The organism is Pseudoalteromonas sp. S2893 (assembly GCF_005887105.1).
GTDB lineage: Bacteria > Pseudomonadota > Gammaproteobacteria > Enterobacterales > Alteromonadaceae > Pseudoalteromonas > Pseudoalteromonas atlantica.
The window spans coordinates 1-16,326 of record NZ_PNCY01000048.1 but is presented as its reverse complement, the minus strand read 5'-3'; the positions used below and the strand labels follow the sequence as shown (position 1 = coordinate 16,326).

Annotated in this window: 14 protein-coding genes and 1 pseudogene; 13 read left to right on the top strand and 2 right to left on the bottom strand. The window is 41.0% G+C overall.

Annotated features, from left to right (window positions below):
• Window positions 1-151 precede the first annotated feature (151 nt).
• The 12 genes and pseudogenes from CWC04_RS17445 (at window position 152) to fliD (ending at window position 13,583) form a co-directional block, all read left to right on the top strand.
• Window positions 152-895: a flagellar basal body rod protein FlgF gene (locus CWC04_RS17445; RefSeq protein ID WP_138686021.1), complete on the top strand. Its 744-nt coding sequence runs from the start codon at window positions 152-154 to the stop codon at window positions 893-895.
• A gap of 21 nt (window positions 896-916) precedes the next feature.
• The gene (gene flgG / locus CWC04_RS17440) at window positions 917-1,705 is read left to right on the top strand and encodes a flagellar basal-body rod protein FlgG (protein WP_004588020.1); all 789 of its coding nucleotides are present in this window, start codon (window positions 917-919) and stop codon (window positions 1,703-1,705) included.
• Window positions 1,706-1,725: 20 nt separating this feature from the next.
• Complete coding sequence (gene flgH / locus CWC04_RS17435; protein ID WP_004588021.1) at window positions 1,726-2,409, top strand: flagellar basal body L-ring protein FlgH; 684 nt, start codon at window positions 1,726-1,728, stop codon at window positions 2,407-2,409.
• Window positions 2,410-2,420: 11 nt separating this feature from the next.
• Window positions 2,421-3,515, top strand: a complete 1,095-nt coding sequence (locus tag CWC04_RS17430) for a flagellar basal body P-ring protein FlgI (protein WP_004588022.1) — start codon at window positions 2,421-2,423, stop codon at window positions 3,513-3,515.
• Window positions 3,516-3,650: 135 nt separating this feature from the next.
• Window positions 3,651-4,667 (top strand): flagellar assembly peptidoglycan hydrolase FlgJ, encoded by a 1,017-nt coding sequence (flgJ, locus tag CWC04_RS17425; protein ID WP_138686020.1) that lies wholly within the window; start codon window positions 3,651-3,653, stop codon window positions 4,665-4,667.
• A 1-nt stretch (window position 4,668) separates the two neighbouring features.
• Entirely contained in the window at window positions 4,669-6,675 is a 2,007-nt protein-coding gene (flgK, locus tag CWC04_RS17420; RefSeq protein WP_138686019.1) for a flagellar hook-associated protein FlgK, read from the top strand.
• 2 nt (window positions 6,676-6,677) lie between these two features.
• Window positions 6,678-7,946 carry a flagellar hook-associated protein FlgL gene (gene flgL, locus CWC04_RS17415; protein ID WP_138686018.1) on the top strand — a complete coding sequence of 423 codons (1,269 nt, stop codon included), beginning with the start codon at window positions 6,678-6,680 and terminating at the stop codon, window positions 7,944-7,946.
• Between the two features lie 275 nt (window positions 7,947-8,221).
• Window positions 8,222-9,727, top strand: coding sequence for a flagellin (locus tag CWC04_RS17410; protein WP_138686017.1), 1,506 nt, complete (start codon window positions 8,222-8,224; stop codon window positions 9,725-9,727).
• 309 nt (window positions 9,728-10,036) lie between these two features.
• Window positions 10,037-10,957 (top strand): annotated as a pseudogene (locus tag CWC04_RS20100) (flagellin N-terminal helical domain-containing protein); the annotation flags it as partial.
• Window positions 10,949-11,518, top strand: a complete 570-nt coding sequence (locus CWC04_RS20095) for a flagellin (RefSeq protein WP_502705342.1) — start codon at window positions 10,949-10,951, stop codon at window positions 11,516-11,518. The pseudogene CWC04_RS20100 and the gene CWC04_RS20095, both read left to right, overlap by 9 nt.
• 166 nt (window positions 11,519-11,684) lie before the next feature.
• Window positions 11,685-12,119, top strand: coding sequence for a flagellar protein FlaG (locus CWC04_RS17400; protein WP_138686015.1), 435 nt, complete (start codon window positions 11,685-11,687; stop codon window positions 12,117-12,119).
• A gap of 57 nt (window positions 12,120-12,176) precedes the next feature.
• Complete coding sequence (fliD, locus tag CWC04_RS17395) at window positions 12,177-13,583, top strand: flagellar filament capping protein FliD (protein WP_138686014.1); 1,407 nt, start codon at window positions 12,177-12,179, stop codon at window positions 13,581-13,583.
• A 105-nt stretch (window positions 13,584-13,688) separates the two neighbouring features.
• Here fliD and CWC04_RS17390 read toward each other — a convergent pair whose 3' ends face one another.
• On the bottom strand, window positions 13,689-13,985 hold the full coding sequence (locus CWC04_RS17390; protein WP_064386720.1) for a hypothetical protein: 297 nt from the start codon (window positions 13,983-13,985) through the stop codon (window positions 13,689-13,691).
• Window positions 13,986-13,989: 4 nt separating this feature from the next.
• Window positions 13,990-14,391: a flagellar export chaperone FliS gene (gene fliS / locus CWC04_RS17385; protein WP_055015914.1), complete on the bottom strand. Its 402-nt coding sequence runs from the start codon at window positions 14,389-14,391 to the stop codon at window positions 13,990-13,992.
• A 356-nt stretch (window positions 14,392-14,747) separates the two neighbouring features.
• Here fliS and CWC04_RS17380 point away from each other — a divergent pair, with 356 nt between their 5' ends.
• Entirely contained in the window at window positions 14,748-16,184 is a 1,437-nt protein-coding gene (locus CWC04_RS17380) for a sigma-54 dependent transcriptional regulator (protein ID WP_138686013.1), read from the top strand.
• The last annotated feature ends 142 nt before the right edge of the window (window positions 16,185-16,326 follow it).

Here is a 16,326-nt window from a genome sequence, read left to right as displayed (position 1 = left end):
TTAAGGCTGCATTTTTGCAGCCTTTTTTGTAGCTATGTAGCTGAAACTAGCGTAGCTGAACCATTCAATACCTTCCTTATATTGCGTCAAATTTAATCTGGCATCTATTTTGCATTTATCAACTCAGAGATTTTTTATGTGAGTCGATGTTATGGACAAAATGGTCTACATTGCAGCCTCTGGCGCTAAGCAAAGCCTACAAGGGCTGGCACTTAAAGCCAATAATTTGGCAAACGCAAACACCACAGGTTTTAAAGCTGACTTTGCGCAAGCGCGCTCTATGCAAGCATTTGGCGAGGGCTTACCAACGCGCGTGTTTTCAATGCAAGAGCGACCAGGTTCTAACATGACCTCTGGCAGCATAATCGAAACAGGTCGTGATTTAGATATTGCCATGAGCGATAACGCCTGGCTTGCCGTTCAAGATGACTCAGGAAACGAAGCCTATACAAAAGTAGGCACGCTAAACATTACTGCACAAGGTATGTTGGTAACAAGTCATGGTCGTCAAGTTATTGGCGAAGGTGGCCCCGTAATTTTACCGGTTCCTATTGAAAAAATAAGCTTTAGTGAAGATGGTGCCATACAGGTTCGCCCGCAAGGGGCACCAGCCAATTTTTTAGAAGAAGTAGACACGCTGCGCGTTGTTGAAGGAAACAGCAGAGAGCTTGAAAAAGGCAACGATGGTTTATTTAGACCTGTACCAGGGCAAACCGTCGATACCTCTGCAAATGTAAAAGTGTTAAGTGGTGCACTGGAAATGTCTAACGTTAATCCAGTTCACGAAATGGTCGATATGATCAACCACCAACGTCAATTTGAGTTACAAGTAAAACTAATGAAAACAGCTGAAGAGATTGACGAACGTCAAGATCAGTTGATGCGCATAGTTTAACTTTAAAATGAGGGCATACTTATGAATCCTGCATTGTGGATAAGTAAAACAGGGCTAGACGCTCAACAAACTGATATTTCAGTTATTTCAAATAACTTGGCGAATGCCAGTACCGTAGGTTACAAAAAAAGCCGCGCTATTTTTGAAGATTTATTGTATCAAAACATCAACCAACCTGGCGGGCGCTCATCACAAGATACCGAGCTGCCATCTGGCCTAATGCTAGGTGCGGGTGCAAAAGTGGTTGCTAACCAAAAAGAGTTTACGCAAGGTAATATGCTCACCACCGAAAATTCACTCGATTGGATGATTTCAGGCGAAGGCTTTTTTGAAGTGCTGCAACCCGATGGCAATATTGCGTATTCGCGAAATGGGCAATTTACTACCGATGAAGACGGCCGCATTGTTACCTCAGGTGCAGGTTTTGTTGTTCAGCCCGAAATGAATGTACCCGATGATGCGCAATCAATTACAGTCTCTCAAGATGGTGAAGTATCTGTACGCGTTGCAGGGCAAGCCGATAACGTGGTAATTGGCCAGCTAACAATTAGTGACTTTATTAATCCATCGGGTCTTGAGCCAATTGGTCAAAACCTTTACACCGAAACCGCTGTTAGTGGTGCGCCTGTTCAAGGTAATCCAGGCGTAGAAGGCTTAGGTACTATTATTCAAGGCTCGCTTGAGACATCAAACGTTAATGTAACGGAAGAATTGGTAAACCTTATCGAAACTCAACGTGTTTACGAAATGAACTCAAAAGTAATCTCGGCCGTTGACGAAATGATGAGCTACATCAATCAACAGTTATAACCGTGCACAAGGGGATAGTTATGCGTAATGTTATTTTATTTGCAGCAGGCACCTTATTTTTAAGTGGCTGTGTTTCTACGCAAAATAGTGAAGTGGTTCAAGATGACCCCTACTACGCACCCATGTACCCAGAGCCTGTAGCAGAGCCTGTTGTTGCAACGGGTTCATTGTTTAACACCAATACATTTAATGATTTGTATTCAGACAAAAAAGCACTTAGAACCGGCGATATAATTACCGTTAAGCTTGAAGAGTCAACACAAGCTACAAAAGCGGCTAAAACCGAAACCGATAAAGAAACCGAAGCCAGCCTAGACCCCGTTATTGGGTTAGGTGGTTTACCAGTCAATATAGGTGGCGACAGTATTCAGTTTGGCATTGGTAGTGATTCATCATTTACCGGTGACTCTAAATCAAATCAGTCAAACAGCTTAGTGGGCGATATCTCGGTGAATGTTATGCGTGTTTTACCCAATGGTAACTTAGTTATTCGTGGTGAAAAATGGCTAACACTTAACACCGGCGAAGAGTTTATTAGGCTCGAAGGCCTTGTACGTCCGCAAGATGTAAGCGCCGATAACACGGTTGAGTCGAATAGAATTGCCAATGCCCGAATTCAATATTCAGGTAAAGGACAAACACAAGAAGCGCAAAGCCCAGGGTGGTTAACACGTTTCTTTAGTAGCTCGTTATTTCCGTTTTAGAGGATAGTAGTATGAATAGCATTAAAGCGTTTATTTTGATCATACTGCTAGGCTGGCAATTTTCTGCCAGCGCCGAGCGTATAAAAGATGTCTCTATGGTTGAAGGTGTACGTGCCAACCAATTGGTAGGCTATGGTTTAGTGGTGGGGCTACCTGGTACAGGGGAGCAAAACTCTTACACACAACAAAGTTTTAGAGGCATGCTAAACAGTTTTGGTATTACGCTGCCTTCAACACAAAGCCCTAAAATTAAAAACGTAGCAGCAGTGGCAGTCCATGCTGAGCTTCCGCCGTTTAGAAAGCCGGGTCAAACAATTGATATTACGGTATCTTCTATTGGCAGTGCAGGCAGTTTACGTGGCGGCACCTTGCTCCAAACTTTCTTAAAAGGGGTGGATGGAAACGTATACGCCATAGCCCAAGGTAGCCTAATTGTGGGTGGCTTAGGAGCACAAGGGCTTGATGGTAGTAAAGTGGTCATTAATACCCCGACAGTTGGCCGCGTACCTAACGGAGCCACTGTTGAACGCGAAGTTAAAAGCCCTTTTATGCAAGGCGACTACATTACTTTTAACTTAAACCGCCCTGACTTTACAACGGCAAAACGTTTAGAAGCAACAATTAACAATTTGGTAGGCCCTAATAGTGCACAAGCTATTGACGCTGCCTCAGTACGCGTTATTGCGCCACGTGATGCATCGCAACGAGTGTCTTATTTATCAACGCTTGAAAACCTAGAGTTTAAGCCTGCTGACACTTCAGCCAAAATTATTGTTAATTCACGTACGGGAACGATTGTCATTGGCAAAAATGTGAAGCTACAGCCTGCGGCAATAACCCATGGCGGTCTAACAGTTACGATTGCTGAACAGCAAAATGTAACGCAGCCTAATCCGTTAGCAGAAGGCGAAACTGTTGTTACACAGCAAAGTATTATTGACGTTAATCAAGATGATTCTCGTGCGTTTGTTTTTAACCCCGGCGTTAGCTTAGATGACTTAGTGCGTGCTATAAATGAAGTAGGCGCAGCACCTGGAGACCTAATGGCTATTTTAGAAGCGCTTAAAGAAGCGGGTGCAATTAACGGACAGCTTGTTGTTATTTAGTTAGATTTTAGAATATTTACCCTTCCACATAAAGCTTAAGTACTCAAAAGGTACTTAAGCTTTTTACTGTTTACCTTTCTTTGGCTCAATTTTTGCATTTCTTAAAGCATTATTCATTTTTGTGTCAAAAAGCTGATGGAAACAAATCACCTCGATAAGCAAAACTTTTTTGATTTAAGTAATCTTAATACTTTACGTCAAGACGCTTTAAACAGCGGTGATGCATCTACTGATGCGTCTAAAGCGGCGCTAAAAAAAGCAGCGGCACAATTTGAAGCTATTTTTACACAAATGCTTCTAAAAGGGATGCGTAAAGCCAACGAAGCATTTGAAGATGAAGACAGTCCGTTTAACTCAAGCGGCGTAAAGTTTTTTGAAGAAATGCACGATCAGCAGCTCTCTTCTGAGCTTTCATCAAATGGGTCTTTGGGTTTGGCTGATTTAATTGTTCAGCAGCTTTCTCCAGAGGCTGAGAACTTTATGCCTGGCTCCGTATTAAGAACTACTAACGACTTTATCAGTGATAAACGCGCAGGCTCTGAACTGCCGCACGAAAAGGTGCACAGTGAAAAGCAAGCAAATAAAGATGACTCAGTAGTCAGCAGCGCGGCAACACAAACTAAAACCACAACACAGTCTACACAACAGTCGTCGTTTAATAATGCTGAAGAGTTTGTTAGTGCAGTGTGGGAGCATGCTAAAACAGCGGCCGAAAAAATTGGTTTAAACCCTGTAGTAATGGTGGCCCAAGCGGCACTTGAGACGGGTTGGGGTAAGCATATTATTAATAAAAGCGACGGGAATAGCTCAAATAACCTGTTCAATATTAAATCAGATAAAAGCTGGGAAGGCGATAAAGCAAGTAAAGTAACGCTTGAATTTGAGCAAGGTACCCCTGTTAAAAAGCAAGCAAGTTTTAGAGCTTACGATTCTATAAAAGAAAGCGTGAACGACTTTGTCGATTTTTTAACGCAAAACCCACGCTACGAAGAAGCATTACAAAAAACAGCACAGCCAAACGAATTTTTAGATTCGCTACAAAAAGCAGGCTATGCAACCGATCCTAATTACGCGAGTAAAATAAAAAAAGTGCTAAATAGCAGTGAGCTTAAAAATATTGCAACAAGCGCGTTTACCCAAGGAGTGAAGTAATATGTCGTTTAGTTTATTAAATATTGCCAGTGCTGGGGTGCGTTCAAGCTCTGAGCTGTTGCAAACGACCAGTAAAAACATCACCAATGTAAATACAGAAGGCTACGTACGTGAGCGCACTGAATTTACTACGATGGTAGATAACCAAGTAGGACGCGGCGAAACATACAGATTATTGAACGAGTTTGCCCAGTCGCAGTTAAACCGTGACACCTCAAATAAATCGTTTTTTGATCAATTTGTAACAGAAGCCAACCGTGTTGATACTATTTTTTCAGAAGAGTCTAATAACTTATCAACGGGCATAAATTCATTATTTAATAACGTGCAAGAGGCGCTAAATCAGCCATCTTCAACAGTTGCTCGCTCATTAGTAATGACCGATGCGCAAAGCTTAGTTGATCAAATGGATAGGCTTTCGGGTATCGTGCTTGAGCAACAAGGTATAGTGAATGAGCAGCTTGAGATTTTTTCTGAAGAAGCCAACTCACTTATCCAAAATATAAATACGTTAAACCAAGAAATTGCAGTCGTAAATGGCACAAATAACGCATCAAGCGCAAGCTCTATTTATAACCAGCGCGACTTAGCGATTCGTGAATTATCAGAGCTTGTTGATATAGAAACACTTGATGGCCCTAATGGCGAAAAACTCGTCTTTATGGGCAGCGGTGAATCTTTAGTTATGGAAAACGGTACATTTAACTTGTTTTCACTGTCGGGCGACCCCGATCCTAATTTTAAAGAATTGACGCTTGACGTTAATGGCGGCAAAGCTGTGCCGCTAGAAATAGATGCAACTAAATTAAAAGGCAAAATTGGCGGCTTGTTGGCTTTTAGAGACGACATACTCGTGCCTGCACAAAACCAAATTGGCCAAATGGGATTGGCCATTGCAGATGCGTTCAACGAGCAAAATAAATTGGGTATGGATGCTAACGGCGAGCTAGGCGGTGATATATTTAATATACCTACCGTGGGTGCTTATGCATACCAAGCTAATACCGGCGGCGCCAGTTTAACTGCCACGCTTGAGGCTGGTAAAGGCAGTGAACTGCCTGCCAGCGACTTTATTGTTACTTATACCGCTAATGCAAATGAAGTGAGCATTCAGCCTATAGATAATAAAGGGGAGCCGATAGGCAGCGCCTCTTTAGCGACGATACCGCCATCTGGTGTTATCGACTCAGATGATATTACGAGTGGGGAGTCGTTTGGTTTACAAATTGATGTAGCAGGTACTGGTAATACAGGTGATCAGTTTCAAATCAAACTTAACTCTGAGGCGGCAACCAGTATTTCCCTTGCGACAAGCCGCGGTGAAGACTTAGCACTTGCATCGCCTATTCGTACAGCTAACAGCATAGATAATGTAGGTACAGCGACTATTTCAGCCGGAGAAGTAACAAGTGTTACCTCGGGTGGCTTTAACACTACCCCTGGTTTAGCCAATGGCGATATCACGTTAGTTAAAACAGGCACTGCAAACGAATATCAAATTACAGATGCAAATGGCACCGCGACGTTTACAGTAACGCCTCCAGCAGAGGGCGTACTGGCTCAGGCTGGCGTACCTTATAGCAACTATGGCTTTGATTTTGACATTGAAGGCACGCCAGCCACTGGAGACACCTTTACCCTTGAATTTAACGAAGGTGGCTTTGACGATAACCGTAATGGTTTAAAACTCGCTGATTTACAAAATGGCGAATTAGTGCGTAAAAATGTAGTGACAACAGCCACTGCCGACAATCACGAAACGTTTAACCAAGCCTATTCAGGGTTAGTGAGCGATATTGGCGTAGTCACTGGCCAAGCCATTACCAGTGCCAGCGCATTTGATGCGTTAGCAGAGCAATCAGAAGCGTGGTATGAGTCGCTCTCAGGTGTAAACCTAGATGAAGAGGCTGCCAATTTACTGCGTTTTCAGCAATCATATTCAGCATCAGCTCAAGTGCTGGCTGCAGCTCAAGAAATTTTTGACACCTTATTAAGTGCAGCGAGGTAATTATGCGTTTATCAAATAACTTAATGTACCAAAATAACATTAATAAAATACTCGATAGCCAACAAAGTGTTGCTAATGCACAAGAGCAAGTAACGACAGGTAAAAAATACTTAACTACCTCAGAAGCACCTGCTGCTATTTCGCAAGGCATGCTTTACTCAAATAAAATACAAACAAATGAGCAGCACGCTAAAAATATTGACCAGTTAAATGGCCGCCTAGAAACTGAAGAAACCATCTTACAAAGTATAAATACTAATATTCAGCAAGCCCAAGAGCTGGCTATTCAAGCGGGCAATGGTGCTTATACTCAAGATGATTTAGAGTCTATCGCTGCTGAGCTGAGTGAAATACAAAAAACACTCGTCAATTTAATGAATACCCGCTCAGAAGACGGCAAATTTATTTTTTCAGGCTACCAAGACAGCACCCAGCCATACCAGTTTGACTCTACAACAGGTGAGTACACCTATAATGGGGATCAAGGCCAGCATGTTATAACCATTGCTGAAGGTGTAAGTATTAAATCAAGCGATAACGGTTTTGATACGTTTGAGAAAAGCGATGCACGACTTGATGTTACTGATAATCAAGCTGCGATCCCGGTAACTACGCCTGCAAATAATATTACAGCAGGCACGGTTTATGTAGATGGTCAAACAGAGTTCGACCGGTTTCATCAAGATAATTACAACGCTGATCCAACCGCAGCGGCAACAGCGAACACGTATAATGTGGTAATAACACCAGGCGCTACGGCGAACGACCCTGATACTTATGAAATTTTGCGTGACGGCGTGTCGTTGAGCCCCGCACAAGTAGGCGAGGTAACGGATGAGCCAATCGATTTTGCAGGCATGAAAATCGAATTTGAAGGTGCAGCACCAGGGCAGCTTGATTTTACCCTCGAAAAGCCACACAAAGAAAACGTGCTTAATACATTACAATCACTCATTACGGGGTTAAATGATGGCACACTTGAAAACGATGATTTTCAGCAAGTATTAGCCGATGGTGTAGTACAGCTTCAAAATGCCAGTGAGCAAGTTGTGTATACGCAAGCGAGCTTAGGCGGGCGGATGAATGCAGTTGAAAGCGTGAGTGACTCAAACCTTGCGCAAGATATTCAAAACAAAAGTAACCTTTCTGATTTAGTAGAGGTAGACATGGCAGAAGCCATTAGTGAACTCACTAAACAAGAAACCGCACTGCAAGCGTCACAAGCCACGTTTGGCCGTTTAACAAACCTTTCTTTATTTGATTACTTATAAACAGATTATAAGCAGAAATACCTTGCCGCTTTAGTTAATACAAAGCGGCAAAAACCTCCCTCAAAATAGCGGCAATAAATTGTCGTCACTCCAGCTAACCAGATAACTTATTATTAACGTTTAATATTTTGATATAAAAAACTTTAAAAACATATAGTTATATTTATTTAAAAGTTGGCACAGTAAATGCTTTTCTAATAATTAGAAATTATCGAATAGTGGTTCCTGTTAAAACGTGCTGAACCACACTCTGTTTAAACCTAGGAGATGGTAAAATGGCATTAACAGTAAATACTAATGTGTCGTCACTGAACGCACAACGTAACTTAACAAAATCTGGCGAAGGCCTAGCAACGTCAATGGAGCGTTTGTCATCAGGTATGCGTATTAATAGCGCAAAAGATGATGCGGCGGGCTTACAAATTTCAAACCGTTTAACCTCACAAATAAATGGTTTATCAGTTGCTCAACGTAACGCCAACGATGGCATTTCAATGGCGCAAACCGCTGAAGGCGCAATGAGTGAGTCGACCAACATACTTCAGCGTATGCGTGAACTTGCTCTGCAAGCAGCTAATGGTTCAAACTCAGCAGAAGATAGAGAAGCACTGCAAAAAGAAGTGTCAGCACTCCAGGTTGAGTTAACACGTATTGCAGAAACTACCTCATTTGGTGGTCAACAACTACTAGATGGTAGCTACGGTAGTAAAACTTTTCAAGTAGGCGCTAACGCTAACGAAACAATTAATGTATCACTTTCAAGCGTTGCAGCAGAAAAAATTGGCTCAAACCAATTAAATTTACAAGGTATTGCAAATACAGGTTTTGGTACTGCTGCTGCAGCTGGCGCTACAGCACCTGCAAACTCAGTCGCTGCGGGTACATATACGATTTCAGGACGTGATGATTCAATAATTAATATTGAAGCAGGTACCACAGCAAAAGATGCCGCAGCTAAAATTAACCAAATGACAGGGACTACCGGCGTTACTGCGCAAGCGCGTACAGAGGCGGTTCTGGATATTGGTGGTGCAGCTACCGTTGCTGATGAAATAGTAAGCTTTGAGCTAAATGGCGAAAAAGTATCGTTTGTTGCCACTGCTAATGTAGACAGTGATGAGCAAGCAATGGCTGAAGCGATAAATGCGCGTACAGATGAGCACGGCGTTACAGCTGTAATAGAAAATGGCGTGCTAACTATCTCTAACAACCAAGGTGAAGACGTCGTAATCGAAGATTTCGAAACGACTGATGCTACAGGTACGCCGGTTGCTGCTACTTTAGCTGTTACCGCAGCATCATATGATGGTAACCCAGATACCGCAGTAACACTTACCAGTGGTAGTGGCACAGATTCAACACGAGTAATGGGAAGTATTCAGCTTAATTCTGCAGAAGTGTTTACTGCCACTGCAGGCAATACATCTTTAGCTGCGACTACCAATGAGACCACCAGTAAACTTGAAAATGCAGCTGATATTGATGTGACTACTCAAAAAGGCTCTCAAGATGCGCTTTCAATCATTGATAATGCAATAGCCAATATTGATGAGCAGCGTGCGGGATTAGGTGCTGTTCAAAACCGCTTTAGCTTTACAATTAACAACCTTGCAAACATTGAAGAAAATGTAACCGCATCGCGTAGCCGTATTCAAGACACCGATTTTGCTACGGAAACAGCAGAGATGACTAAAAACCAAATCCTACAGCAGGCAGGTACATCAATCCTTTCACAGGCAAACCAAGTACCACAGGCTGCGATTAGCTTATTAGGTGGTTAGTAATAAACGCTATTAATAAAACTTATAAAAAAGCACATCTTGATAGGTGTGCTTTTTTGTTTTTTGTCCATAAATAGCACGCTGTACGTGAATTAAAAACTTTTTTAGGGGGAAGTGAATTTATTATTCTCTTTAAAATTAGGTGGTTAGGTTTATTTAATAAATTACTTTAAAAATAAATCAAAATAACGCTAAAGATAAATTTTCTCCTGCCGTTAACTTAACCAGTACAGAGCTTGAACATACAATTGTGACAGCTCTTGGTTAAATCTAAACAGTCACATTACGAAAGTAATCAGGAGTTTTATTATGATTTCAGTAAATACAAATGTATCTTCATTAAACGCTCAGCGTAACTTATCTACTTCAGGCTCTGACCTTGCAACGTCAATGGAACGTTTATCATCAGGTATGCGTATCAACAGCGCAAAAGATGATGCGGCAGGCCTACAAATTTCAAACCGTTTAACTTCACAAGTAAATGGTTTAGCAGTAGCACAGCGTAACGCTAACGATGGTATCTCAATGGCACAAACTGCTGAAGGTGCAATGAGTGAGTCTACAAGCATATTACAACGTATGCGTGAACTAGCACTACAATCTGCTAACGGTTCAAACTCTTCAGAAGACCGTGAAGCACTGCAAAAAGAAGTGTCTGCATTACAAGTTGAATTAACACGTATCGCAGAAACAACATCATTTGGTGGTCAGCAATTATTGGATGGTAGTTTTGGTTCTAAGTCTTTTCAAATTGGTGCTAATTCTAATGAAACAATTAACGTGTCACTTTCAAGTGTTGCAGCTAACAAAATTGGTACAAATCAAATAAACCTTCAATCAGCAGCAGCAGGTGGTTTTGGTCAAGCGACTACTGCAGCGGGAACGCTACCAGCAACAAGTGCTGTAGCAGGTAGTACTATTGATATTTCTGGTCGTGAAGATTCAACTGTAAATATTGCAGCTGGCGCAACCGCAAAAGAAGCAGCTGCGGCAATCAATAGTGCGACAAGTACAACAGGCGTTACAGCACAAGCAAGAACAGAAGCAAATTTAAGTTTTAATACAGCAGCTGCGGCCGATGAAACAGTAAGTTTAGATTTAAACGGAGAAAAACTTTCTTTTGTAGCAACAGGTAGTGCTGATGGTGATAACCAAGCTTTGGCTGAGGCAATAAACGCTAAAACAGACGAACACGGTGTTTCAGCTTCTATCGACAACGGTGTGCTGTCTATTTCAAATAACGATGGTGATGATATTACCATTGAGAATGTTACAGATACTGCAGCTACTTCAACGGTTAGCATTGCAGTGACACCTCAAGGTTATGATGGTACTGATGGCATAGCAACAAACTTGGTTGATGGAACTGGCGCTACGCGAATTACTGGCGGCGTACAAGTGAATTCATCTGAAGTATTTACTGTAACACCAAATGATGCGTCTTATGCTCCAGCAGCAGAAACCACAAGTAAACTTGTTGATGTTGATTCAATTGATATTCTGTCTCAAAAAGATTCACAAGATGCACTAGCAATTATCGACAACGCAATTGCGAACATCGATGCTCAGCGAGCTGGTTTAGGTGCGGTTCAAAACCGTTTTGACCACACTATTAGTAACCTTGCTAACATTGAAGAAAACGTATCTGCATCACGTAGCCGTATTCAAGATACAGACTTTGCAACTGAAACTGCAGAGATGACGAAAAATCAAATCTTGCAACAAGCAGGTACGTCAATCTTATCGCAAGCGAATCAGTTGCCACAAACAGCACTTAGTTTACTAGGTTAATAAGTAAAACGTTATAGCTTAATGTGTAGCTAGCTAGTACATAAAGTCAGTATTAGTTTTAAAACAAGGAGGTGGCTTTAGCTACCTCCTTTTGTGGTTTAAGGGTATAAATTAAGCTATTGTTAGTTTAATAACTATACAAGTTCGGCAAAATTTAGGAGGCGTTATGAACACTATTACTTCAAACGCAGAAGTTACGATAGCATCAACATCTTTAACTGGTGAAGATAAACAAGTAGGGCAGTCTGGAGCGACATTGACTCAGCGCGCTGTTGATGACGTAAATAAAACGGATGAACAAGGCTTGCAAAACCAGTTAAACAATCAATATACGCAGCAAAGCTCTGAGGGCAATAGTTCACAAAACCAACAACTTGAGCGTGAACAGCTTGAAAAAGTGGCGCAACAATTGCAGGAGTTTATGGGAGAGATGAGCCGTAGCCTGCAATTTCAAGTTGATGAAGACTCAGGCCGTGACGTTATTAAAATACTTGATAAAACCAGTGGTGATGTCATTAAGCAATACCCTTCGGAAGAAGTGTTAAGCTTAGTGTCAAAGCTTTCTGAATCTGCGGGTATTTTAATCGATCAAACAGTTTAGTCTTCGTATAGTTGATATATTATTAGTTACGTTTTTTGGGGTTTAAAGAGGTGAAGTATGTCTATTTCGTTTAATGGTTTGGGCTCTGGCTTAGCCGTGTCAGATATAGTTGATGCGCTAGTTAATGCTGAGCAGGCTCCAGCTGAGGCTCGTTTAAACACTCAAGAAAGCAATTTAACTACCGACATTTCTGCTGTAGGCGCTCTAAAGTCAGCTTTGGAACAAGTGCAAACAGCAATGGAAGCGTTAGGGGATGCAGATAACTATCAAAAGCGCAGTACGTCAGGCAATGATGATTTTGTCTCTATCAGTGCTGATGAAGACGCCCAGCCAGGTGGTTATTCTGTAAAGGTTAATAACCTTGCTACAGAGCATAAAATACTATCAGAAGCATTTGATGCTGACGCTGCAGTGGGTGAAGGTACTATGACATTCAGTTCAGGCGAGAATAGTTTTGATATTGAAGTATCAGATACCGCTACCTTAAGTGAAATAAGAGATGCAATTAACGACAGCAGCGATAACGACAGCATAAACGCAACAATAATAACAGATGATACCGGTCAGCATTTAGTGCTGGCAGCTAAAAATAGTGGGCTTGAGAACGAGATTAAAGTCGAGGTAACCGATACTGATGGTAATAACACCGACACTAATGGATTGTCTCGTTTAGCCTTTGATTCTGCTGGTGTTCAAAATGCCTCAGAAATTATTGCTGCAACCGATGCATCAATTACTATCGATGGCTCCCTCACAGTTAGTAGTTCTTCAAATACGTTTAATGATGTTATAGACGGTATAACAATCACCGCTAAAAAAGCTCAGGGTACTGATGATGATTTAAGTGATATATCGGTAACCGAAAATAATAACAATATCCAATCGGGCTTAAACAATTTTATTTCTAGTTACAATGAATTACTTGAACTTAGTAATAACTTAGGGGCATCAAGCGAAGATGGTGCTGGTGTAATGGCCGGTGATTCGTTACTACGCGGTGTAATGTCTAAATTGCGAGAGCAGATTACCGACTCTGTAGATTTAGGCAATGGCAACTCATTATCACTTTCGCAATTAGGTGTTGAAGCCGATCGTTATGGAGTATTGACGCTTAATACCGAGACTTTAAATGAAAAAATTGATGAAGATGTCGACTTAGTGCAGCAGTTTTTTGTAGGCTCTGATGAAGACGAAGGCGGCTTTGCCCAATCGTTTGATGAGTTAATGAGTTTTTATACTGACTCTGACGGCATTATCCAAAACCGTATCGACAGTAAAACAAATCAATTAGAAGATATTGATGAACAGCGCGAAAGCCTGACAAGTAAAATGGAATCGTTATCTTCTCGATTATATGCTCAATACAACGCCATGGATTTATTGGTAGCGAGCTTAAACTCGACAAGTAGTTACGTGCAAGCGCAGCTTGAAAATATGCCTGGTGTGGTGAGTAATAATTCTTAATTTTCCATATTAATTATGAACATAAAAAAACCGTTTAAAAACGGTTTTTTTATGTCTAAATATTGCCTTTAAGAAGCTTAGTAAGTTTAAAGTTGCTAGAGGTAGCTAAACCGATTTATAAGCCGAGATTGCTTTACCTGTTTTTTTTTGCTTAATTATGGCTTTAGATGATTCATTTTTTACAGCATTTGCCTGTTTGCTAATGTTGTTGATGTTGGCTTGCACAACCATAAGTTGCTCGGCGGTAGGCGGGTTATCGCTTTCGCACCAGCGCTTAAGCTCACTATTTAAAGTATCCATAATAGGGGGAGCTTCATCAGCGTTATTGCTTTGCACTAATAATTCGATTCTGCTGAGCAATTGATTAATATGCTCAGCTTTGCTTGTTTCCTCTAAAGCCATTAGCTTATACCGCAGGATTACGCTGATCGACAGGAATGCTATCCCACCCTTCTTTAATTTCTTTAATAATGCCAGCTACTTCAGAAATAATCTCAATATCATTGTCAACATTTGCTTGCACAAGGCGTCTTTGGCAGTAGTCATAAAGTGCTAATAAATTATTTGAAATACTCGGATCTTGTTCCACTTCTAAATTAAGCGCGTCTTGTAATGCACCTAAGAGTAAAATACAGGCAGAGATGTTTTCGCCTTTTTTTTCTATTTCTTTGCGCTCAATAAACCCTTTAGTAGCGGCCAAGCGGCCAATTATGTTACTAAAAATAAGGTTAATTTGCTCATAGGGCGCCATTTCTGCGATGTTGCTGGCGCGCACTTGAGAATATTTTTTTAATGAAACATGAGCCATGGAAAATCCTAAATAAATATGTGAAATCGTCTGTACGTAACAAAAGCAATATTAATGCCAAACATATTGCATTTATTTAGTTATCGGCATTGTTGCTTTCAACTTAAGTTAATTATAGTTTATATTTTTGACCTACGTAGATTTATGCACTAAGTAAAAAACAAGACATGGCATTAGCTTTAAGTATTAAACAACAAAACAATACTTAAGTTTTAATTATTAAGTATTATTGTTTTATAGCGATGTCTATTTTTTGGCGTTTATGTCAAAAAACCGCCGCTATTACTTGCATCCATACAGATCTCGCTTACAATTTAGCTAATAAAATGAATTAGTGAAATTATGGCTCGCTAACTATGATCTTGATTTTAGATAATAATAATAACCGTGCAATAGGATTACATGCATCACTTACCTTTATTGGGGAAGCTGTGAAGTTACTTGACGAAAGTGATTTTGAGCAAGTATCTAGTAAGTATCAACAACAAGAATGCATTGTTATTTTAGGTGCATTGCAAGGCTTAGATCATGAAAGCTTAATTAAGCGTTTTCCAACCCTGCCTTTTTTACTGATTGGTGAAACACTCAAGCCCTTATTAAGTATTGCTAATGTGGTGGGCTTAATTTGTGAGCCGTTTAATCACGAAGTAACCACACAGTTATTACACGACTGCCAACAGTACCAACGTATGTTGCCTGGTAGCCACAAGCAGCATAAACCACACAAAACATTTGATGGTTTAGTTGGCGAAACCGATGCTGTTAAAAACGTACGCTTTTTAATTGAGCAAGTGGCTAAAACCGATGCAAATGTGCTTATTTTAGGCGAGTCGGGTACAGGTAAAGAGGTGGTTGCGCGTAACGTGCACTTATTATCTAAACGCAATACAGGGCCGTTTGTACCAGTAAACTGTGGTGCCATTCCAGGAGAGCTTCTTGAAAGTGAGTTATTCGGCCATGAAAAAGGGGCGTTTACCGGCGCTATTTCTGCACGTAAAGGGCGGTTTGAATTAGCTCAAGGCGGTACGCTGTTTTTAGATGAAATTGGCGATATGCCACTGCAAATGCAAGTTAAGCTACTTCGCGTATTACAAGAGCGCAGCTACGAGCGTGTAGGTGGCACAAAAGCTATTCAAGCAGATGTACGGGTGATTGCCGCTACTCATCGCAACCTTGAGGAAATGATTGAAAAGGGCAGCTTTAGGGAAGATTTATATTACCGTTTAAACGTGTTTCCTATTGAAAACCCGTCTCTTAATGAACGTGCTGATGACATACCTTTATTACTTAAAGAGTTAATGCGCCGTGTTAATGAGCAAAGTGGTACGTCGGCTAAATTTACAGAACGCGCGGTTGAGAGCCTAAAAGAGCATGCTTGGCCTGGTAATATTCGAGAGCTTGCTAATTTAGTGGAGCGCATGGTGATTATGTTCCCTGAAAAAGTAGTGGATGTACCCGATTTACCCAATAAATATCGCTACATCGAGGTAGACGCATACGAGCCAGAGTACCCTGAAGAGCTACTTGAAAAAGATGCCTTTAACGATATTTTTAGCTCAGGTTTTAGCGATTATGATAATGAACCTGAGCCTGAATTTAGCCAACCGGGATCTGGCATATTACCCGAAGAAGGTATAGAGCTTAAAGAGTATTTAGCAGAGCTTGAAATAAGCTTAATTACCCAAGCGTTAGAGCGTTTTGATTACGTTGTTGCGCGCGCCGCAGAAATATTAGGTGTAAGGCGTACAACGCTTGTTGAAAAAATGAAAAAGTACAATCTATCGCGAGATTAGCCAAACTTAGCAAGTGCCGAACCATTACAAATTACCGAGTTTGGCTCTTTTAATTTCTTGCTTACAGCTTACAGCTTACAGCTTACAGCTTACAGGTTACAGGTTACAGCTAATAACTTTTAATAATCTCGGCTCTTCTAAA